Source organism: Fulvimarina manganoxydans (genome assembly GCF_900176465.1).
GTDB lineage: Bacteria > Pseudomonadota > Alphaproteobacteria > Rhizobiales > Rhizobiaceae > Fulvimarina > Fulvimarina manganoxydans.
Genome location: NZ_FWXR01000004.1, coordinates 69628 through 86396, shown reverse-complemented (window position 1 = coordinate 86396; position 16769 = coordinate 69628). Strand labels below are relative to the sequence as shown.

The following is a 16769-nucleotide window of genomic DNA, read 5'->3' as shown; positions in this document are numbered from 1 at the left end:
GGTCAGCCCTTCATCGTGTTGACGTCGTCGACGGCGATCGAGCCGCGATTGCGGAAGAAGACAACGAGGATCGCAAGGCCGATCGCCGCTTCAGCCGCTGCGACCGTGAGGACGAACAGCGCGAAGACCTGACCGACAATGTCGTTCAGGAAGGCGGAGAACGCCACGAAATTGAGATTGACCGACAGGAGGATCAACTCGACCGACATCAGGATCGTGATGATATTCTTGCGGTTCATGAAGATGCCGAACACGCCGATCACGAAGAGGATCGCCGCGACGGTCAGATATTGGCTGAGACCGATTTCCATCTTTTCCCCTCTCCGGTTCCCGTCAGATACCGCGGCCGCTTTCGACCTTGCGAACCTCGATGGCCGTTTCCGGCGTGCGGGCGACCTGCTGCGGGATCGACTGGCGCTTGACGCCTTCCTTGTGGCGCAGGGTCAAGACGATCGCTCCGATCATGGCCACGAAGAGGATCAGACCTGCGAGCTGGAAGAACAGGATGTAGCGTGTGTAGAGAACGCTGCCCAAGGCCTCGATATTGGACGCCGCCGGAATGCTCGCCATCGGCAGCGCCGTATTGGTCGACAGTACCGGATCGGAAAAACCGCCCGTCGCGGCGATGACGAGTTCGGCTAGGAGCACGATGCCGATAATCGCGCCAAAGGGCGCGTATTCCAGTGCGCCCTGCTTCAGCCGTCCGACGTCGAGATCGAGCATCATGACGACGAACAGGAACAGGATGGCGACGGCGCCGACATAGACGACGATGAGAATGAGCGCCAGGAACTCGGCGCCGGCAAGCAGGAACAACCCGGCCGAGGCGACGAAGGTCAGGATCAGGAACAGAACCGAATGGACGGGATTCCTGGCAAACACCACCATCAGGGCCGAACCGACCGCGATGAAGGCGAAGATATAGAAAAAGAGTGCCTGAAGACCGAGCATCGGGGCTCCTCGTTGGCGCGTTCAGCGCCCGTGGCCGGAGCGGTCCTCCTCGTCAGTCGAGGTGATCGAGACCGCGATTCCCGGCGCTGGGCGGGCGTGGGGTCGGCTTACCTGTACGGCGCGTCGAGCGCAATGTTGCGGGCGAGTTCCCGCTCCCAGCGATCGCCGTTGGCGAGCAGTTTCTGTTTGTCGTAATAGAGCTCTTCGCGCGTCTCGGTCGCGAATTCGAAATTCGGGCCTTCGACGATGGCGTCGACCGGGCAGGCTTCCTGGCAGAAGCCACAATAGATGCACTTCACCATGTCGATGTCGTAGCGGATCGTGCGGCGCGTGCCGTCGTTCTGCCGGGGTCCCGCCTCGATCGTGATCGCCTGAGCCGGGCAGATCGCCTCGCAAAGCTTGCAGGCGATACAACGCTCCTGGCCGTTCGGATAACGGCGCAGCGCGTGCTCTCCCCGGAAACGCGGGCTGACCGGTCCCTTCTCGAAGGGATAGTTCAGCGTCGCCTTCGGCTTGAAGAAGTAGCGCATCGAAAGGCCGATCGCCTTCACGAACTCGATGAGCATGAAAGATCTGAGCGTCTGTGCGATCGCGGACATGATCAGTTCCCAATCAATAGTGTCGACGCGGCCTGTCCGCGCCAAGGCAAACGGCGCTCGGCGCCGCCTCCCGTCGATCCTTTGCGACCCGAGGAGCCGGTTCCAGCTCTTCGGGCTTCGGCGTCATCCCATCAAGGCCGGTCCGACGAACCAGCCGACCAGCGGGAAGAGTATCAGTTGCGACACCCGCGCGATTTCGATCGCGACTGAGGCGCCAAGGCGCTCCGAGGGTCTCTCGGCCGCCATCCTCGCCTTCACGAAGCCGAGGACGACGAAGTCGACGATCCCGAGCGCCAGGCCCGCCAGCGCTCCGATGATCGCCGGATCGCCCATCAAGCCGCTGCCCCCCAGCCGAAGAGCTGGATGACGAAGGCCGTGATCACTACCATGGCAAGCGACAGCGGCAGGAAGACCTTCCAGCCAAGCTGCATCAGCTGATCGTAGCGGTAACGAGGCACGAAGGCCTTCACCAGCGCGAACATGAAGAAGACGAGACCGGCCTTCAGCATGAACCAGACGATGCCCGGCACCCAGTTGATGAGGAAGAAGTCGACCGGAGGCAGCCAGCCGCCGAGGAACAGGATGGTCGTCAGGCAGCACATCAAGGTGATGGCCGCATACTCACCCAGCATGAACATCATGTAGGGGGTCGAGCCATATTCGACCATGAAGCCGGCAACGAGCTCGGATTCGGCCTCCGGCAGATCGAAAGGCGGCCGGTTCGTCTCGGCGAGCGCCGAGATGAAGAAGACGATGAACATCGGGAACAGGCCGAGCCAATGCCAATCGAGGAAGGAGCTCGGCAGGCCGACCATCGTTCCGAGGCCCGTGGTTTGAGCCATGACGATATCGGTGAGGTTCAGCGATCCGACGCAAAGAAGGACGCAGACGATGACGAAGCCGATCGAGACCTCGTAGGACACCATCTGCGCGGCGGAGCGGAGCGCGCCGAGAAAGGCATATTTCGAGTTCGACGCCCAGCCGCCCATGATCACGCCATAGACCTCAAGCGAAGAGATGGCGAAGACGTAGAGGATGCCGATATTGATGTCGGCGATCACCCAGCCTTGCGCCACGGGGATCACCGCGAAGGTCGCAAGCGCCAGCGTCACGGCGACGAGCGGCGCAAGCAGGAAGACCGGCTTGTCCGAACTCGCCGGAACCACCGGCTCCTTCAGGACGAACTTCAAGAGATCGGCGAAGGATTGGAACAGGCCGAAGGGCCCGACCACATTGGGCCCGCGCCGAAGCTGCACCGCCGCCCAGACCTTGCGGTCGGCCAACAGGATGTAAGCGATAAGGACCAGCAGCACGACCAGGAACAGGACGCTCTGCGCGATCATCACGATCGCCGGCCATAGATAGAGGGAGAAGAAGTCTTCCACGCCTGTCTGTCCCTTATTCCGCTGCTTCGAGTTTGGTGCCCTGGGCGAGCTGCGAACATTCGGCCATGACCTTGGACGCACGCGCGATCGGATTGGTGAGGTAGAAATCCTCGATCGGCGAGGCGAAGGTCATGGATGCGAGCTGGCCCGCACGATCGGCGAGCTTGGTGATCGCGTCGGCATCGGCGGCGACGATCGCATCGCTGCGCATGAAGCCGTGCGCCTCGTAGATCTCGCGGCGCAGCTCGAGGAGCGAGTCGAAGGGCAGCGTATGCCCGACCACCGCCGAAAGGGCGCGGATCACCGCCCAATCCTCGCGCGCTTCGCCCGGAGGGAAGGCCGCGCGGCTTGCGACCTGTGCCCGGCCTTCGAGATTCACATAGGTACCCGACTTCTCGGTATAGGCGCCGCAGGGTAGAATGACATCGGCGCGATGGGCGCCGCGATCGCCATGGGTTCCCATATAGACGACGAAGGGCCCTTCGCCGATCTCGATCTCGTCGGCCCCCATGGAGAAGAGAAGGTCGACACCGCCCGACGCCATCTCCGCAGCGGTCTTGCCGCCCTCTCCCGGCACGAAGCCGATATCGAGACCGCCGACGCGCGAGGCCGCCGTCTGCAGAACGTTGAAGCCGTTCCAGCCTTCGGTGACCGCGCCGATCTCGCGAGCGAGCGCGGCGACGGACGACAGGATCGCCGAACCGTTTTCACCCTTCAACACGCCCTGGCCGACGATGATCATCGGACGTTCGGCGTTCTTCAATGCGTCGAAGAAGCCCTGGCTCGCGCCCTCGATATTGGACAGCGTATCGGTGCCGGCGCCAAGATAGGTGTAGTCGAAACGAAGATCGGAATTCTGACCGATCACGCCGACCGGGAAGTTGCCGAGACGCCAACGCTTGCGGATCCGGGCGTTGAGGACGGAGGCCTCGAAACGCGGATTGGCCCCGACGATGAGAAGCGCATCGGCATCCTCAATCCCGGCGATGGTCGAGTTGAAGATGTAGGAGGCACGACCGTCGGCCGGATGGTTGATCGAGCCGTCCTGCCGGCAGTCGATATGGGCCGAGCCGAGCTCTGCCATCAGCCGCTTCATCGCCCACATCTCTTCGACGGCGGACAGATCGCCGGCGATCGCGCCAATGCGGGACGGATCGGTCGCGTCGACCTTGGCCTTTACGGCTGCGAAGGCTTCCTGCCAGCTTGCCGGCTGAAGACGGCCGTCGCGCCGCACATAGGGACGGTCGAGACGCTGGGTGCGGAGCCCGTCCCAGACGAAGCGCGTCTTGTCGGAGATCCACTCCTCGTTCACCGCCTCGTTGATGCGCGGCATGATGCGCATCACCTCGCGGCCGCGCGTGTCGACGCGAATGGCCGAACCGACGGCGTCCATGACGTCGATCGTCTCGGTCTTGGTCAGCTCCCAGGGCCGCGCTTGATAGGCGTAGGGGCGTGAGGTCAGCGCGCCGACCGGGCAGAGGTCGATGACATTGCCCTGAAGCTCGGAGGTCATTGCCTGTTCGAGATAGGTCGTGATCTCGGCGTCCTCACCCCGGCCGACGAGGCCGAGCTCGGAAATGCCGGCGACCTCCGTCGTGAAGCGAACACAGCGTGTGCAATGGATGCAGCGCGTCATGATCGTCTTGACGAGCGGGCCGATATATTTGTCCTCAACCGCGCGCTTGTTTTCCTTATAGCGCGAGGAATCGACGCCATAGGCCATGGCCTGGTCCTGAAGATCGCACTCGCCGCCCTGATCACAGATCGGGCAGTCCAGCGGATGGTTGATCAGCAGGAATTCCATCACGCCCTCGCGGGCCTTTTTCACCATCGGCGTCGTGGTAAAGACTTCCGGCGCCTCGCCATTAGGGCCCGGGCGGAGATCGCGCACGCCCATGGCGCAGGAGGCCGCAGGCTTGGGCGGTCCACCCTTCACCTCGACCAGACACATGCGGCAATTGCCGGCAATCGACAGCCGCTCATGGAAACAGAAACGCGGAACCTCGGCACCGGCCTCCTCGCACGCCTGAAGCAGCGTGTAGTGATCCGGAACCTCGATCTCCCTGCCGTCGACCTTGAGTTTCGCCATGGTCATACTTTCTCTTCCAGACGATCAATGCGGCCTTCGAGCGACTTCCGCCGCTCGCTGACCCGCTCGTGCCGGACATTCGCATGGGTGGCGAAACCGGCGATCGTGTACATCGTCTCGTGAATTTCGTCGTTGCGCTGTTCGAGATGAGCGAGCCGACCACTCATCTCGTCGAACCTGGGATCATGGTCTTCGAGCTTCGCGCGGATCTCGCGCAGCAGTCCCAAGACCAGATTGTCCGGCTCGCCTGCCATCATCCTTACTCCGCAGCCACCAAGGTCGGCCGATCGGCATCGGCATCGCGGCTGAATTCGTCAATGCGACGCTCGATCTCGGCACGGAAATGGCGCACCAAGCCCTGGATCGGCCAGGCTGCCGCATCGCCGAGAGCACAGATCGTGTGGCCTTCGACCTGCTTCGTCACCTGAAGCAGCATGTCGATCTCACGCTTCTGCGCGTTGCCCACGGCCATGCGCTCCATGACGCGCCACATCCAGCCCGTGCCCTCGCGGCAGGGCGTGCACTGACCGCAGCTCTCATGCTTATAGAAATAGGAAATGCGGGCGATCGCCTTCACAATGTCGGTGGACTTGTCCATGACGATGACCGCCGCAGTGCCAAGCGAGGTCTTGATGTCGCGCAAGCCGTCGAAATCCATCGGCGTGTCGATAATGTCAGCGCCCGGAACGAGAGGGACAGACGAGCCGCCGGGGATGACCGCCAACAGATTGTCCCAACCGCCACGAATGCCGCCGCAATGCTTCTCGATCAGCTCGCGGAACGAGATGCCCATGGCCTCCTCGACCGTGCAGGGCTGCTCCACATGGCCGGAGACGCAGAAAAGCTTCGTGCCGGTGTTGTTCTGACGCCCAATGCCAGCGAACCAACCGCCGCCACGGCGCAGAATGGTCGGCGCGACCGCGATCGACTCCACATTGTTGACCGTCGAAGGGCAACCATAAAGGCCGACATTCGCCGGGAAGGGCGGCTTCAGCCGGGGCTGGCCCTTCTTGCCTTCCAGGCTTTCGATCAGCGCCGTCTCTTCGCCGCAGATATAGGCGCCCGCACCGTGATGGACGACGATGTCAAAATCCCAGCCGCATTTGTTGTCGCGCCCGAGAAGGCCGGCCTCATAGCATTCGTCGACGGCCCGCTGCAGCGCCTCGCGCTCGCGGATATATTCGCCGCGAATATAGATGAAGGCCGTATGGGCCCCCATGGCAAAGCCGGCGATTACACAACCCTCGACCAGCGTGAACGGGTCGTTGCGCATGATCTCCCGGTCCTTGCAGGTCCCAGGTTCGGATTCGTCGGCATTGACGACGAGATAATGGGGGCGGCCGTCGGACTCCTTCGGCATGAAGGACCATTTGAGACCGGTCGGAAAGCCGGCGCCGCCGCGCCCGCGAAGGCCCGACGCCTTCATCTCATTGATGATCCAGTCACGCCCCTTGCCGATGATGTCGGCGGTGCCGTCGAAATGGCCACGCTTCATGGCCGCCTTCAGGCTCTTGTCGCGGAGCCCGTAGATATTGGTGAAGATGCGGTCCTTATCGGAAAGCATGGGTCTCCGCTCCTTCTGGCAACTTACGAACCGGACGGCGTCTGGCCGCCATCGGCGAGGGTTTTCGCCTGTTCGGTCCATCGATCACGGACCGCACGCCCTCTGAAGTTAAGATAATTATCCACCCAGACGAGCTCTTTCTCGCGCCATGCGGCGATCTGCCAGAAGTGATAGACGCCCAACTCGTTGAGCTTGGCCTCGATCACAGGCCCGATCCCCTTGATCGCCTGAAGATCGTCCTTTTCGCCCTTCGGCTCCGCGAGCAGATCCTGCGGCTTCTCGCCCTCTCCGGCAGGACCATGGGCGGGATCACCCTGATCGCCTTGAGCCTCGGACGCGAATGTGTCGTCATGGGCCGCGCCTGAGCTCACATCATCCGTGCCGGTCCGCTCGCCTTCCAGTTGCCGAGCGTTGCGATTGACGAGATCGGCGTCCTTGCGCTCGGAGCCGACGACGGCTCCTTCGGCATCATCCAGCTTATGACTCGGCGCAATGATCGCCGCACGGGCCGCAGCCTCTTTGCCGATGATGTCGCCACCTGAAGCCGCGCGATCGGCCTCGCCGTCGTCGGCTGTCACATGATCGGTCTCGGCCGCATCACGCTCGGCCTCGCCGGTGCCGCCCTCACGCGCGCCGCCCTCCTGACCGGAAGCCGGCTGGTGAGCTTCAGCGACGAGTTTCTCGCTCTCCATATCCTCGGAGGCATCCGGGACATTGCCGTCCTCGGCCTTGCCGGCACCGCCGATCGCCTTGTCGGTATAGGGCGTCTGCGTATCGGGGCGACCGGCCTTTGAAGGCGGCGTCGAAGCGGCACCGCCGCCAATGCCTTGATCAGACGCACCATTGGCCGGGCCGTGGCCAAATTCCTGCTCCTGCTCCTGGATCAAGTCGTCATAGTCGCCTGTCAGGGAGGTCAGCCCACCGATCGGTACCGACAGATGGCGACCGTTCTGCGGGCCAGGCTTGATGCTCGCCCCCTTGCCGGCATCGAACGCCTCGATAATCTCTTCGAGACGCTCGGGCGTCAGATCCTCATAGGCGTCCTTGAAGATCATCACCATCGGCGCGTTCACGCAGGCGCCCTGGCACTCGACCTCTTCCCAGGACAGCGTGCCCGATTCGTTTCGATGGAATGGCTCGGCGTGAATGTGCTTCTTGCACACCGCCTTCAGATCTTCTGCGCCGCGCAGCATGCAAGGCGTCGTGCCGCAGACCTGGATATGGGCTCGCGTGCCAACCGGGGCCAGCATGAACTGGGTGTAGAAGGTCGCGACTTCGAGCACACGAATGAGCGGCATACCGAGCCGGTCCGCCACATGCTCAATGGCGGCCTTCGTCACCCAACCATCTTGCTCCTGGGCACGCATGAGCAACGGAATCACCGCCGATTGCTGGCGGCCTTCCGGATATTTGCGAATCGTCTGATCGGCCCAGGCGGCGTTTTCGTCTGTGAAGGCGAAGCTCTTAGGCTGGACGGCATCATCCGCGAGACGTCGAACGGACATCGGACCTCGACTCTGGAACCATTTCAATAAGCGCGGTTTCGGCGCGTTCTATCACAGGCTGGGCAAAAGGCCAGCAGAATGAGCAATCCCTGCCGCATTGCGGCAATCGGCACAAGGGGTCTGGCCCTCAAGCCTCCCCGGAGCCCGCATCTTCGGGCAAATCGGCGAAGAATTCGGCGACAGCCAGTCTGATTCCTGGCGGGTCGAGCGACAATTCGTCCGCAGACCCAGCGATACGAACCTGAAAGCCTCCGCCTTCGATCGCGCGTTCATAGTGGATGACCCGCCGGTCCGGGATCAGAACGACAAGATAATGCCGGACCGAGGGAATCGCGAAATAATCAATCAGCTTGCGTTCGCGATCAGTGGTGGCCGAGCTCGGCGAGACGACCTCGACGAGAACCACGGGATTGTCCGCAATCTTGCTGTTGGGATCGAATGGCCCGCAGTGAACGAGCACGTCAGGCTCGCGAAGCGTATCCTCGGCGATGCGGACGCTGACGCCATCGATGAAAGCGTGGCAGGTCGATCGCTCGGCCGCTCTGAGCGCACGACGCATTTCGATGGCGATCGAAAGTTTCACCATCGCATGGGCGATGCGCTCGGCTTGCAGACGGACCGGAATGCCGTCGACGAGCTCATAGCGCTCGCCCTCCCCCCAGCTTGCGGACCAGGCTAGGAATTCATCTGCCGTCATCGGCGATCGATCATCTCGAAGAGCGCTCATGGGGCAAGACTACCATGCGAAGGCGCATAGGGCAGGCTTAAAATGCGAAAAGCGGCCGGAGGGCCGCTCATCAAATCGTCAGCGTCGAGGCCCGAGAAGCCTAGCGGTCGACCTCGCCGAACACGATATCGAGCGTTCCGAGAATGGCCGAGACGTCGGCGAGGAGATGGCCCTTGCACATGACGTCCATCGCCTGGAGATGGGCGAAACCCGGTGCGCGGATCTTACAGCGATGCGGCTTGTTGGTCCCGTCGGCGACGAGATAGACACCGAATTCGCCCTTCGGTGCCTCGACTGCGGCATAGACCTCCCCTTCAGGCAGGTGGAAGCCTTCCGTGTAGAGCTTGAAATGGTGGATCAGCGCTTCCATCGAGCGCTTCATCTGCGGGCGCTTCGGCGGAACGAGCTTGCCGTCGGTCGCGGAGACCGGGCCTTCCTTCTCGGTGCTCGACAGGCGTTCAATGCACTGCTTCATGATGCGCGTGGCCTCGCGCATCTCAACCATGCGGATCAGATAGCGGTCGTAGCAGTCGCCGTTCTTGCCGATCGGGATGTCGAAATCCATCTCGTCATAGCACTCGTAAGGCTGCGACTTGCGAAGATCCCAGGCCGCGCCCGAACCGCGAACCATGACGCCCGAAAAGCCCATGGCCCAGCAATCGTCGAGTTCGACGACGCCGATATCGACATTGCGCTGCTTGAAGATTCGGTTGTCCGTCAAAAGGCCTTCGAGATCGTCGCAGACCTTGAGGAACGGGTCGCACCACTCGCCGATATCGTCGACGAGCTCCTGCGGGATGTCCTGGTGAACGCCGCCGGGGCGGAAATAGCCGGCATGAAGCCGTGCGCCGGACGCCCGCTCATAGAAGACCATGAGCTTTTCGCGCTCTTCGAAGCCCCAGAGCGGCGGCGTCAGCGCGCCCACATCCATGGCCTGGGTCGTCACATTGAGGAGATGGGAGAGAATGCGGCCGATTTCGGAATAGAGGACGCGGATCAGCTGGCCGCGCTTGGGGACCGTCACACCCGCGAGGCGCTCGATCGCGAGGCAGAAGGCGTGCTCCTGATTCATCGGCGCCACATAATCGAGCCGGTCGAAATAGGGGATCGCCTGAAGATAGGTCTTCTGCTCGATCAGCTTCTCGGTACCGCGATGGAGAAGGCCGATATGCGGATCGACCCGTTCCACGACCTCGCCATCAAGCTCCAGCACCAGACGCAGAACACCATGAGCGGCCGGATGCTGCGGGCCGAAATTGATGTTGAAATTGCGAACGTCGATTTCAGCCATTGGGCGTGCCCTGGTCTTGCGTGAATTGGGCGAGGAATTCGGCGCCGGTCATCTGCTTGCGATCGCCGGCGAAAGCGTACCAGTCGGGCTTCGAATCGATGAACAGTTCGACCGGGAACGCCACATCGCCCAGATCCTCGATCGCGGTCGCCGACACGGCATATTCACTCGCCTCGCGATTGCGCCAGAAGAGCGTCGAGCCGCAGGCCTTGCAGAAGCCGCGCTCACCCCATTCCGACGATTGATAGAGACCGATCAGATCGGTTCCAGCGAGTGTCACGGCTGTGGTGACATGGACCGCCATGAACGGGCCCGAGCTCCAGCGTCGACACACGTCGCAATGGCAAGCGCCGACTTGCGGCTCCTCGCATTCGAAATCCAGGCGGACACCACCGCACAGGCACTTCGCCTTCCACTGCCGCGCAGCCATCGTCCGCCTCCTAGTGCTTAGCCTTTTCGTCGCCGGGCAGGACGTATTCCGTCCCCTCCCAAGGCGAGAGGAAGTCGAAATTGCGGAACTCCTGGCGCAGCTCGACCGGCTCGTAGACGACCTGCTTGCGCTCTTCGTCGTATTGGACCTCGACGAAGCCGGTCAGCGGGAAGTCCTTGCGCAGCGGATAGCCCTCGAAGCCGTAATCGGTGAGGATCCGGCGAAGGTCGGGATGGCCGGTGAAGAGGATGCCGTAGAGATCGTAGGCTTCGCGCTCGTACCAGTCGGCCGCCGGAAAGACGTCCGAAACCGAGGGAACCGGATCATCCTCGGCGGTCGCGGTCTTGACGCGAATGCGGCAGTTCTGGCGCGGCGACAAAAGATGATAGACCACCTCGAAGCGCTTGACGCGCTCCGGGTAATCGACACCGGCGAGATCGATGAAGTTCACAAATTGCGCCTTCGGATCGTCGCGCAGATAGGTCAAAACCTTCACGACATGTTCGGGCGAGACGACGAGCGTCAACTCGCCGAAGCGGAAGAAGTGCTCTTCCAGGCGGTCTTCCAGAGCCTCGACGATGGCATCGCGAAGATCGGCGGAAATGAAGTCCTGCATGGTCAAGGAGGCCCTTTCCGCTCAGCGCTCGATCGTGCCGGTGCGGCGAATCTTCTTCTGCAGCAGCATCACGCCGTAGAGCAGCGCCTCGGCGCTCGGCGGGCAGCCCGGCACATAGATGTCGACGGGCACTACACGATCGCAGCCGCGCACGACCGAATAGGAGTAGTGATAATAGCCGCCGCCATTGGCGCAGGAGCCCATGGAAATGACGTAGCGCGGCTCGGGCATCTGGTCATAGACCTTGCGCAGAGCCGGGGCCATCTTGTTGGTGAGCGTGCCCGCGACGATCATAACGTCCGACTGGCGTGGGCTTGCGCGCGGGGCGAAACCGAAGCGCTCGGCATCATAGCGCGGCATCGACATCTGCATCATCTCGACGGCGCAGCAGGCCAGCCCGAACGTCATCCACATGAGCGAGCCGGTGCGCGCCCACTGGATGAGATCGTCGGTCGAGGTGACCAGAAAGCCCTTGTCGGCAAGCTCGTTATTGATGTCGGTCACGAAAGGGTCGGGCGGCGCAGTCACCGAACCCGGCGCGCCAGCGCTCGCCACGTCCGTAGCGGGGGCCAGAACCTTTCTGTCGTCAGCTCCGAGGATCAATCCCATTCCAGAGCCCCTTTCTTCCATTCATAGATGAAGCCGACCGTGAGGACGCCGAGGAACACCATCATCGACCAGAAGCCGAACCAGCCGAGAGTCCCGAAGCTGGCAGCCCAGGGAAAGAGAAAGGCGACTTCGAGGTCGAAAATGATGAAGAGAATCGACACGAGATAGAAGCGCACGTCGAATTTCATGCGCGAATCATCGAAAGCGTCGAAGCCGCACTCATAAGCCGACATCTTCTCGTCGTCCGGCGCCTTGAAGGCGAGCAGGAAGGGGGAGACGAGAAGCGCCAGCCCGATCACGAGACAGATGCCGACAAAGATGACGATCGGCAGATAGGCGGAGAGAAGATCTTCCATCGAATGCGCAATCCTTCGGGCGTCGGGCCGTGCGACTGATTATAGTGCGCTGAACCCCAACCGTCGGCGACCATTAGCCCTACCGGCCTTACCCCTCATCGTTCGCGGGGGCGCATGAGGCCCGTTGACCATAGTCCGTTCGCCGAGACACCTAGCCCTTCAGCGGACTCTGCGCAAGCGCGAGAGAGAGGGTCATTTAGACGCTTTCCAATCCCCGCGAGCGCCGAAAGACGGCAATCTGGCGGGCGATTCTCGCCTCAATGGTCACGAATCATGACAAGCACTCATGTCGCGACGCAAAATCAGTCGCGGCAAAGCGAACCTGCCGAACGGACAGCGAGGACGTCGACGTTACGTGGGCGATTCGCGCAACACGGCGAAGGACGAGGCGCAGCACGTCCCTCGCCTCAGCCCTATCATCTCATCGAGATCGCAGGCGAGACGACCGCAATGACACGCAAAAAACCCGCGACGACAAACATCGTCACGGCCCAAAGTCCCATCGAAATTTCCGAGAAAAACGTGGCCACCCATGAGAGGGTGGCGCGAGTGACGGGGCTCGAACCCGCGACCTCCGGCGTGACAGGCCGGCACTCTAACCAACTGAGCTACACCCGCTTTTCCCCGCCGCCGAGGGCGCTTTTCGGCGCCGCCTCGTTGGCGATGACGGTCGTTTACGGGGTGCCATCCGCAGTGTCAAGCGCCCCGTTTGAAAGTTTCTCGGCGCAGGACGCCTTGGCCGCAAAACCCGACGGCTTAGGGCAAGACTGGCGCCCCGTGACAGATCGATGTCAGTGGGCAGATAGGCGGGATTCCGGGATCCAGCGCCAAATTTCGTCAGAAGTGACGCGCCCTGCCCCGAGCTGCGCTCCAGACGATGACCTGGGATGATCCATCGACTGACACGGCCATCGCGCCGGCGAATCGAAACGGCGATTCACCGGCGGGACGGTGTTGCCCCTTTCTTCAAGTCTCGCCCCTCGCTCTCCCCTTCGTCGGGCCGAAGCTACGGAGTCTGTGAACAGGGCGGGCTCCTTTTTCCCATCAGTACGAAGGGGGCGGGTGGAAAAGAGAACTGACTCACGGGTTTTGGGGCCGGTGAACGCGGTAACCCGACATCGACGGATAGAAGCTCGTTTAAAATGACATTACAGATCAGATATTCAGTCAGCCTCACCAAGGAAATCAAACCAGATTTCCGCCGGCCGACGCGCCCGATTTGGAATAATTCCACGATGCGGCTGGAATGGCTCTAACCCAGAAAAGGCAACGGCTCCTTTTCGGCGTAGATAACCGTCCTGCCCTCGCGCAATAACTTGACTCTTATATTCTTATTTCTTAGGGCGAAGACCATCCAGTCCCGTAGCAGGGTAACAGCATGTTTTCACTCCGCTCGCATGGGCGCGGCCCAACGCTCGCTTTCATGGTCGCCCTTGCGGCGACCGCCCCAACCATGGCGCAGGACACGTCTGCCGAAGCCAGTGCATCGACCCCGTCGCCGTCCTTATCGCTCGAATTGAACCGAGCAATCGCGACCGATAATGGCTGCCGGCTTGGTTTCGTGACGACGAACAAGATGGGCGCCGATCTCTCCAAGGCGGCCTTCGAGATCGTGCTGTTCAATCCAAAAGGGTTGATCGAGCGCCTGCTGGTCCTCGATTTCGGCGCCATGCCCGATGGGCGCACCAAAGTCCGCGAATTCAACCTTCCGGGCTCGCCCTGCGATTCGATCGACCGCGTCCTCGTCAACGGCGTGTCGGCCTGCGAGGGCGACGGCGTCTCAAAGGAGGCCTGCGCTTCAGCGATCCAGGCATCGTCGCGCGCCGATATCGAATTCGGTCTTTAGACAAGGCCAGCGTCCAAGGCGTGTCCAAGCTTCGATGGGCCGCCCAAAACCGCCGCGCCTCATCCTCACGGAATGAACCGCCAGACCGGGTTCTCCTCACTCCTCTTTTCGGTGGCTTCCTCGATGACGTCTTCAATAGTCCTTCAGCCGATCGTCGATCTCTATGAGCTTGGCGGCTTCGTCGTCCTGATTCTCACGGCGCTCTCCGTTATTGCCGTCTCCGTCGTCCTTCTGAAACTTTGGCAGTTTCTAAGCGAAGGCGTCGGCCGCCGCCGTGGCAGCGAGCGAGCGATCGAAGCCTGGGTGCGCGGCGAGGCTGACCAGGCACTTCTTCTCGCGGAGAAGGCGCATGGCCCCGTTGCGATCGTTATCGCCTCGGCGATTCGCGGTTCGATCGCTCGCGATCTGCCCCGTCAGACCGTCGAAGAGGACGTCCAGCGCGTCGCGACTCAGCGGCTACACCGCTTGTCCCGAGGCCTGCGCCTTCTCGAGGCAATCGCCCAAATCGCGCCGCTTCTCGGCCTGTTCGGCACGGTTCTCGGCATGATCGAGGCATTCCAGGCAATGCAGAATGCCGGTGCCGATATCGATCCCTCCCAGCTCGCCGGCGGCATTTGGGTCGCGCTGCTGACCACGGCGGTGGGCCTTGCCGTCGCCATGCCGGCTCAACTTCTGACAACATGGTTCGATGGGCGGATCGATAATGAGCGGATCGCGATGGAGACGGCGATCGCGGCGATCTTTACGCGCCGGGTCACCGATCGTGCGTCAATCGCCAGGACGCAGGCCACCGAGCCTCGCGAGGCCGCCGGCATGACAGGCGCCCGTCTCGCGCCGGGCGAATGAGCCGATGCGGATCGCGGCCAAACGCAAGAAGCGCTCGGCGCTGTCGGTCACGTCGCTCATCGATGTGATCTTCCTGCTTCTGCTCTTCTTCATGCTGACATCGACCTTCGTGCGCCATCAGGAGGTTCAGATCGCGGCCCCGGCCCCTCAGGGCGCGAGCGGGCGGAGCGTTCCGGACGTCCTCATGCGCACCGAGGCGGACGGCGCGATCGCCGTCAATGGCGAGGCGATTTCCGCGAGCGATCTCGTTGAGCGTCTCGCGGCCCTTCATGCGGCGGGTGGCACGACGCTCCTCGTCAAGGCGAGCGAGGGATCGGACAGCCAGACCCTCGTCGGCGCCGTGGAAGCGGCACGCCGGGCTGGGTTTGCCACGATCTCGGTCGCCGACTGACAGTTCAAATTCGAGAAGACGCGCCATGCAGCTGAACCGTCCCGAGAAGCGTCGCGGCCAGGATCCGACGATCGCCCTGATCAACATCGTCTTCCTGATGCTGATCTTCTTCCTCCTGGCCGGCACCATCGCCTCCCGGGGCGATGGCGATATCGAGATGATCCGCACGAGCGAGGCCAAGAACTCGCGTCCGCCGGCCGGCCCCATCGGGATCACGGCCGAGGGCGAGATCCATTATGGCGGCAAGACCGTGAGCGAGGAGGCGCTGCTGACCGCGCTCCGTGAAACGCGCGCCGCGCCAGCCGCCGAGCCGGAAGAAGCGGACGAGGCGTCCGCCGGCGAACCGGTCTCCATCGTCGCCGATCGCGCTTTGCCGGCGCGCGACCTGATCGCCTTCTTGCGCACGCTTCGCGAAGCGGGCCTGTCGGCGCGTATCGTCACGCGCTCGGGCGGGAGCCTTTGATATGGCCTTTCGGCGCCGAAGCATCGCGATTGCCCTGATCCTCTCGCTCGCTCTCCATACCGGTGTCGCGGCTTGGCTGACATCTTCGGCCCCTGACGAGAAGCCGATGATGGAAGGCGGGCCGGGTGTCGCCATGGCCGTTTCCGGCGATCCGTTCGATGCGTTGGCCGAAGGCGAGGAGACCAGCGAATCGGACGTCGCCCCCGCCGCCCAGACGAGCGAGACGGGTGAAGCGGAGAGGCCGACGGAAACCGCGCAACCTGATCAGAGCGTGGAAGCCGCCGAGGCCGTGGCTCCGAGCGAAACCGCAACCGCCGAGCCGGCGCCTGAGATCCAGCCTGATGATGCAACCGAGGCGCAAGCCGTACGGGCGGTCGAGACGGTCGCGCCTCAACCGGCCGAGCCACCAAGCGAAGTCGAGGCTGCGCCGGTCGAAACAGCGGAGGTCGCCGAAACCCTCCAGAGTACCGACGCTCAGGAGGTCGCAGCGATCGAGCCGCAAGCGCCGCCGGTTGCTCCCGTGACCGAGTCGGTCGAAGCGATGGAACCGCAGCCGGACAATGTCCCCCTTCCCACACGCCGGCCGAATCCCCCGCCGCGCCGTGTGGTCGAAGAGACGCCGGAGCGCACACGGCCAACGCGCCAACGCGCCGAACCCCAGAGGACGGAACAGCGCGAGACACGCAGTGGCAATCGCGGACGCCAAGAGACCAATGCCCAGCGCGGCTCGCGCGAATCCGGCCGTGCCCAACGCAGCGGCGGCGGGGGGTCTGGCGCCAACGCCACGGCGGCCCGTTCGAACTATTCGGGCCAGATTCTATCCCGTATTCGGCGAGCCCAGCGCTATCCGGCCTCCGCACGGCGCCAGCGCGCCGAAGGAACGGCTTCGGTCGCCTTCACGGTGACGGCACGCGGTGGCGCGAGTGGCATTCGGCTGGTCCGCTCGTCGGGTAATGCGCTCATCGATCGGGCTGCGGTCGATACGATTCGCCGTGCCTCGCCCTTCCCCCCGATCCCCCGCGAGGCCGGGCGAAGCTCCATGAGCTTCACGGTTCCGATCCGATTCCAGTTGCGGTGATGTCGCCTCCTGCGGCGGCTGCG

General features: G+C 62.8%; 20 protein-coding genes and 1 tRNA gene. 5 read left to right on the top strand and 16 right to left on the bottom strand.

Features of this window, described 5'->3' with window-relative positions; translation table 11 throughout:
* Window positions 1-2: 2 nt before the first annotated feature.
* From nuoK to B9A15_RS06425, 16 genes are all read right to left on the bottom strand, one after another.
* Window positions 3-311 carry an NADH-quinone oxidoreductase subunit NuoK gene (gene nuoK / locus B9A15_RS06500; protein WP_084409241.1) on the bottom strand — a complete coding sequence of 103 codons (309 nt, stop codon included), beginning with the start codon at window positions 309-311 and terminating at the stop codon, window positions 3-5.
* Window positions 312-333: 22 nt separating this feature from the next.
* Entirely contained in the window at window positions 334-951 is a 618-nt protein-coding gene (locus tag B9A15_RS06495) for an NADH-quinone oxidoreductase subunit J (protein ID WP_084409240.1), read from the bottom strand.
* Window positions 952-1058: 107 nt separating this feature from the next.
* Window positions 1059-1550: an NADH-quinone oxidoreductase subunit NuoI gene (gene nuoI, locus B9A15_RS06490; protein ID WP_084409430.1), complete on the bottom strand. Its 492-nt coding sequence runs from the start codon at window positions 1548-1550 to the stop codon at window positions 1059-1061.
* A gap of 123 nt (window positions 1551-1673) precedes the next feature.
* Entirely contained in the window at window positions 1674-1883 is a 210-nt protein-coding gene (locus B9A15_RS06485) for a hypothetical protein (protein ID WP_084409239.1), read from the bottom strand.
* Window positions 1883-2935 carry an NADH-quinone oxidoreductase subunit NuoH gene (gene nuoH, locus B9A15_RS06480; protein ID WP_084409238.1) on the bottom strand — a complete coding sequence of 351 codons (1053 nt, stop codon included), beginning with the start codon at window positions 2933-2935 and terminating at the stop codon, window positions 1883-1885. Before nuoH ends, B9A15_RS06485 begins: the two co-directional genes overlap by 1 nt.
* Before the next feature lie 13 nt (window positions 2936-2948).
* On the bottom strand, window positions 2949-5024 hold the full coding sequence (gene nuoG, locus B9A15_RS06475) for an NADH-quinone oxidoreductase subunit NuoG (RefSeq protein WP_084409237.1): 2076 nt from the start codon (window positions 5022-5024) through the stop codon (window positions 2949-2951).
* 2 nt (window positions 5025-5026) lie between these two features.
* On the bottom strand, window positions 5027-5281 hold the full coding sequence (locus tag B9A15_RS06470; RefSeq protein WP_084409236.1) for a hypothetical protein: 255 nt from the start codon (window positions 5279-5281) through the stop codon (window positions 5027-5029).
* Between the two features lie 2 nt (window positions 5282-5283).
* Complete coding sequence (nuoF, locus tag B9A15_RS06465; protein WP_084409235.1) at window positions 5284-6588, bottom strand: NADH-quinone oxidoreductase subunit NuoF; 1305 nt, start codon at window positions 6586-6588, stop codon at window positions 5284-5286.
* Between the two features lie 23 nt (window positions 6589-6611).
* Window positions 6612-8093 (bottom strand): NADH-quinone oxidoreductase subunit NuoE, encoded by a 1482-nt coding sequence (gene nuoE / locus B9A15_RS06460; RefSeq protein WP_084409234.1) that lies wholly within the window; start codon window positions 8091-8093, stop codon window positions 6612-6614.
* A 127-nt stretch (window positions 8094-8220) separates the two neighbouring features.
* A complete protein-coding gene (locus B9A15_RS06455; RefSeq protein ID WP_170923193.1) occupies window positions 8221-8790 on the bottom strand; it encodes a Uma2 family endonuclease in 570 nt (189 codons plus the stop codon).
* 130 nt (window positions 8791-8920) lie between these two features.
* The gene (locus B9A15_RS06450; RefSeq protein ID WP_084409232.1) at window positions 8921-10111 is read right to left on the bottom strand and encodes an NADH-quinone oxidoreductase subunit D; all 1191 of its coding nucleotides are present in this window, start codon (window positions 10109-10111) and stop codon (window positions 8921-8923) included.
* Window positions 10104-10541 carry a GFA family protein gene (locus B9A15_RS06445; protein ID WP_084409231.1) on the bottom strand — a complete coding sequence of 146 codons (438 nt, stop codon included), beginning with the start codon at window positions 10539-10541 and terminating at the stop codon, window positions 10104-10106. The genes B9A15_RS06450 and B9A15_RS06445 overlap by 8 nt, the downstream gene beginning before the upstream one ends.
* Window positions 10542-10551: 10 nt before the next feature.
* Window positions 10552-11157, bottom strand: a complete 606-nt coding sequence (locus tag B9A15_RS06440; RefSeq protein ID WP_084409230.1) for an NADH-quinone oxidoreductase subunit C — start codon at window positions 11155-11157, stop codon at window positions 10552-10554.
* A 21-nt stretch (window positions 11158-11178) separates the two neighbouring features.
* Window positions 11179-11766, bottom strand: coding sequence for a NuoB/complex I 20 kDa subunit family protein (locus tag B9A15_RS06435; protein WP_139798242.1), 588 nt, complete (start codon window positions 11764-11766; stop codon window positions 11179-11181).
* Window positions 11757-12122 (bottom strand): NADH-quinone oxidoreductase subunit A, encoded by a 366-nt coding sequence (locus B9A15_RS06430; RefSeq protein WP_084409229.1) that lies wholly within the window; start codon window positions 12120-12122, stop codon window positions 11757-11759. Before B9A15_RS06430 ends, B9A15_RS06435 begins: the two co-directional genes overlap by 10 nt.
* Before the next feature lie 541 nt (window positions 12123-12663).
* Window positions 12664-12740, bottom strand: a tRNA-Asp gene (locus tag B9A15_RS06425).
* Between the two features lie 760 nt (window positions 12741-13500).
* Here B9A15_RS06425 and B9A15_RS06420 point away from each other — a divergent pair.
* The 5 genes from B9A15_RS06420 (at window position 13501) to B9A15_RS06400 (ending at window position 16746) form a co-directional block, all read left to right on the top strand.
* On the top strand, window positions 13501-13968 hold the full coding sequence (locus B9A15_RS06420) for a hypothetical protein (RefSeq protein ID WP_084409228.1): 468 nt from the start codon (window positions 13501-13503) through the stop codon (window positions 13966-13968).
* Window positions 13969-14091: 123 nt separating this feature from the next.
* Window positions 14092-14814: a MotA/TolQ/ExbB proton channel family protein gene (locus B9A15_RS06415; RefSeq protein WP_084409428.1), complete on the top strand. Its 723-nt coding sequence runs from the start codon at window positions 14092-14094 to the stop codon at window positions 14812-14814.
* 4 nt (window positions 14815-14818) lie between these two features.
* Window positions 14819-15205 (top strand): ExbD/TolR family protein, encoded by a 387-nt coding sequence (locus B9A15_RS06410; protein WP_084409227.1) that lies wholly within the window; start codon window positions 14819-14821, stop codon window positions 15203-15205.
* 25 nt (window positions 15206-15230) lie between these two features.
* Window positions 15231-15668: an ExbD/TolR family protein gene (locus B9A15_RS06405; RefSeq protein ID WP_084409226.1), complete on the top strand. Its 438-nt coding sequence runs from the start codon at window positions 15231-15233 to the stop codon at window positions 15666-15668.
* 1 nt (window position 15669) lies between these two features.
* Complete coding sequence (locus B9A15_RS06400) at window positions 15670-16746, top strand: energy transducer TonB family protein (RefSeq protein WP_084409225.1); 1077 nt, start codon at window positions 15670-15672, stop codon at window positions 16744-16746.
* Window positions 16747-16769 lie beyond the last annotated feature (23 nt).

Excerpts from the sequence above, each read along its gene's own strand:
- B9A15_RS06495 (WP_084409240.1), bottom strand. The coding sequence starts at position 951 with ATGCTCGGTCTTCAGGCACTCTTTTTCTATATCTTCGCCTTCATCGCG.
- nuoI (WP_084409430.1), bottom strand. The coding sequence starts at position 1,550 with ATGTCCGCGATCGCACAGACGCTCAGATCTTTCATGCTCATCGAGTTC.
- B9A15_RS06410 (WP_084409227.1), top strand. The coding sequence starts at position 14,819 with ATGCGGATCGCGGCCAAACGCAAGAAGCGCTCGGCGCTGTCGGTCACG.
- B9A15_RS06400 (WP_084409225.1), top strand. The coding sequence starts at position 15,670 with ATGGCCTTTCGGCGCCGAAGCATCGCGATTGCCCTGATCCTCTCGCTC.
- B9A15_RS06450 (WP_084409232.1), bottom strand. The coding sequence starts at position 10,111 with ATGGCTGAAATCGACGTTCGCAATTTCAACATCAATTTCGGCCCGCAG.
- B9A15_RS06470 (WP_084409236.1), bottom strand. The coding sequence starts at position 5,281 with ATGATGGCAGGCGAGCCGGACAATCTGGTCTTGGGACTGCTGCGCGAG.
- nuoF (WP_084409235.1), bottom strand. The coding sequence starts at position 6,588 with ATGCTTTCCGATAAGGACCGCATCTTCACCAATATCTACGGGCTCCGC.
- B9A15_RS06435 (WP_139798242.1), bottom strand. The coding sequence starts at position 11,766 with ATGGGATTGATCCTCGGAGCTGACGACAGAAAGGTTCTGGCCCCCGCT.
- B9A15_RS06405 (WP_084409226.1), top strand. The coding sequence starts at position 15,231 with ATGCAGCTGAACCGTCCCGAGAAGCGTCGCGGCCAGGATCCGACGATC.
- B9A15_RS06485 (WP_084409239.1), bottom strand. The coding sequence starts at position 1,883 with ATGGGCGATCCGGCGATCATCGGAGCGCTGGCGGGCCTGGCGCTCGGG.
- nuoK (WP_084409241.1), bottom strand. The coding sequence starts at position 311 with ATGGAAATCGGTCTCAGCCAATATCTGACCGTCGCGGCGATCCTCTTC.
- B9A15_RS06445 (WP_084409231.1), bottom strand. The coding sequence starts at position 10,541 with ATGGCTGCGCGGCAGTGGAAGGCGAAGTGCCTGTGCGGTGGTGTCCGC.
- nuoG (WP_084409237.1), bottom strand. The coding sequence starts at position 5,024 with ATGGCGAAACTCAAGGTCGACGGCAGGGAGATCGAGGTTCCGGATCAC.
- B9A15_RS06440 (WP_084409230.1), bottom strand. The coding sequence starts at position 11,157 with ATGCAGGACTTCATTTCCGCCGATCTTCGCGATGCCATCGTCGAGGCT.
- B9A15_RS06430 (WP_084409229.1), bottom strand. The coding sequence starts at position 12,122 with ATGGAAGATCTTCTCTCCGCCTATCTGCCGATCGTCATCTTTGTCGGC.
- B9A15_RS06420 (WP_084409228.1), top strand. The coding sequence starts at position 13,501 with ATGTTTTCACTCCGCTCGCATGGGCGCGGCCCAACGCTCGCTTTCATG.
- B9A15_RS06415 (WP_084409428.1), top strand. The coding sequence starts at position 14,092 with ATGACGTCTTCAATAGTCCTTCAGCCGATCGTCGATCTCTATGAGCTT.
- nuoE (WP_084409234.1), bottom strand. The coding sequence starts at position 8,093 with ATGTCCGTTCGACGTCTCGCGGATGATGCCGTCCAGCCTAAGAGCTTC.
- B9A15_RS06455 (WP_170923193.1), bottom strand. The coding sequence starts at position 8,790 with ATGACGGCAGATGAATTCCTAGCCTGGTCCGCAAGCTGGGGGGAGGGC.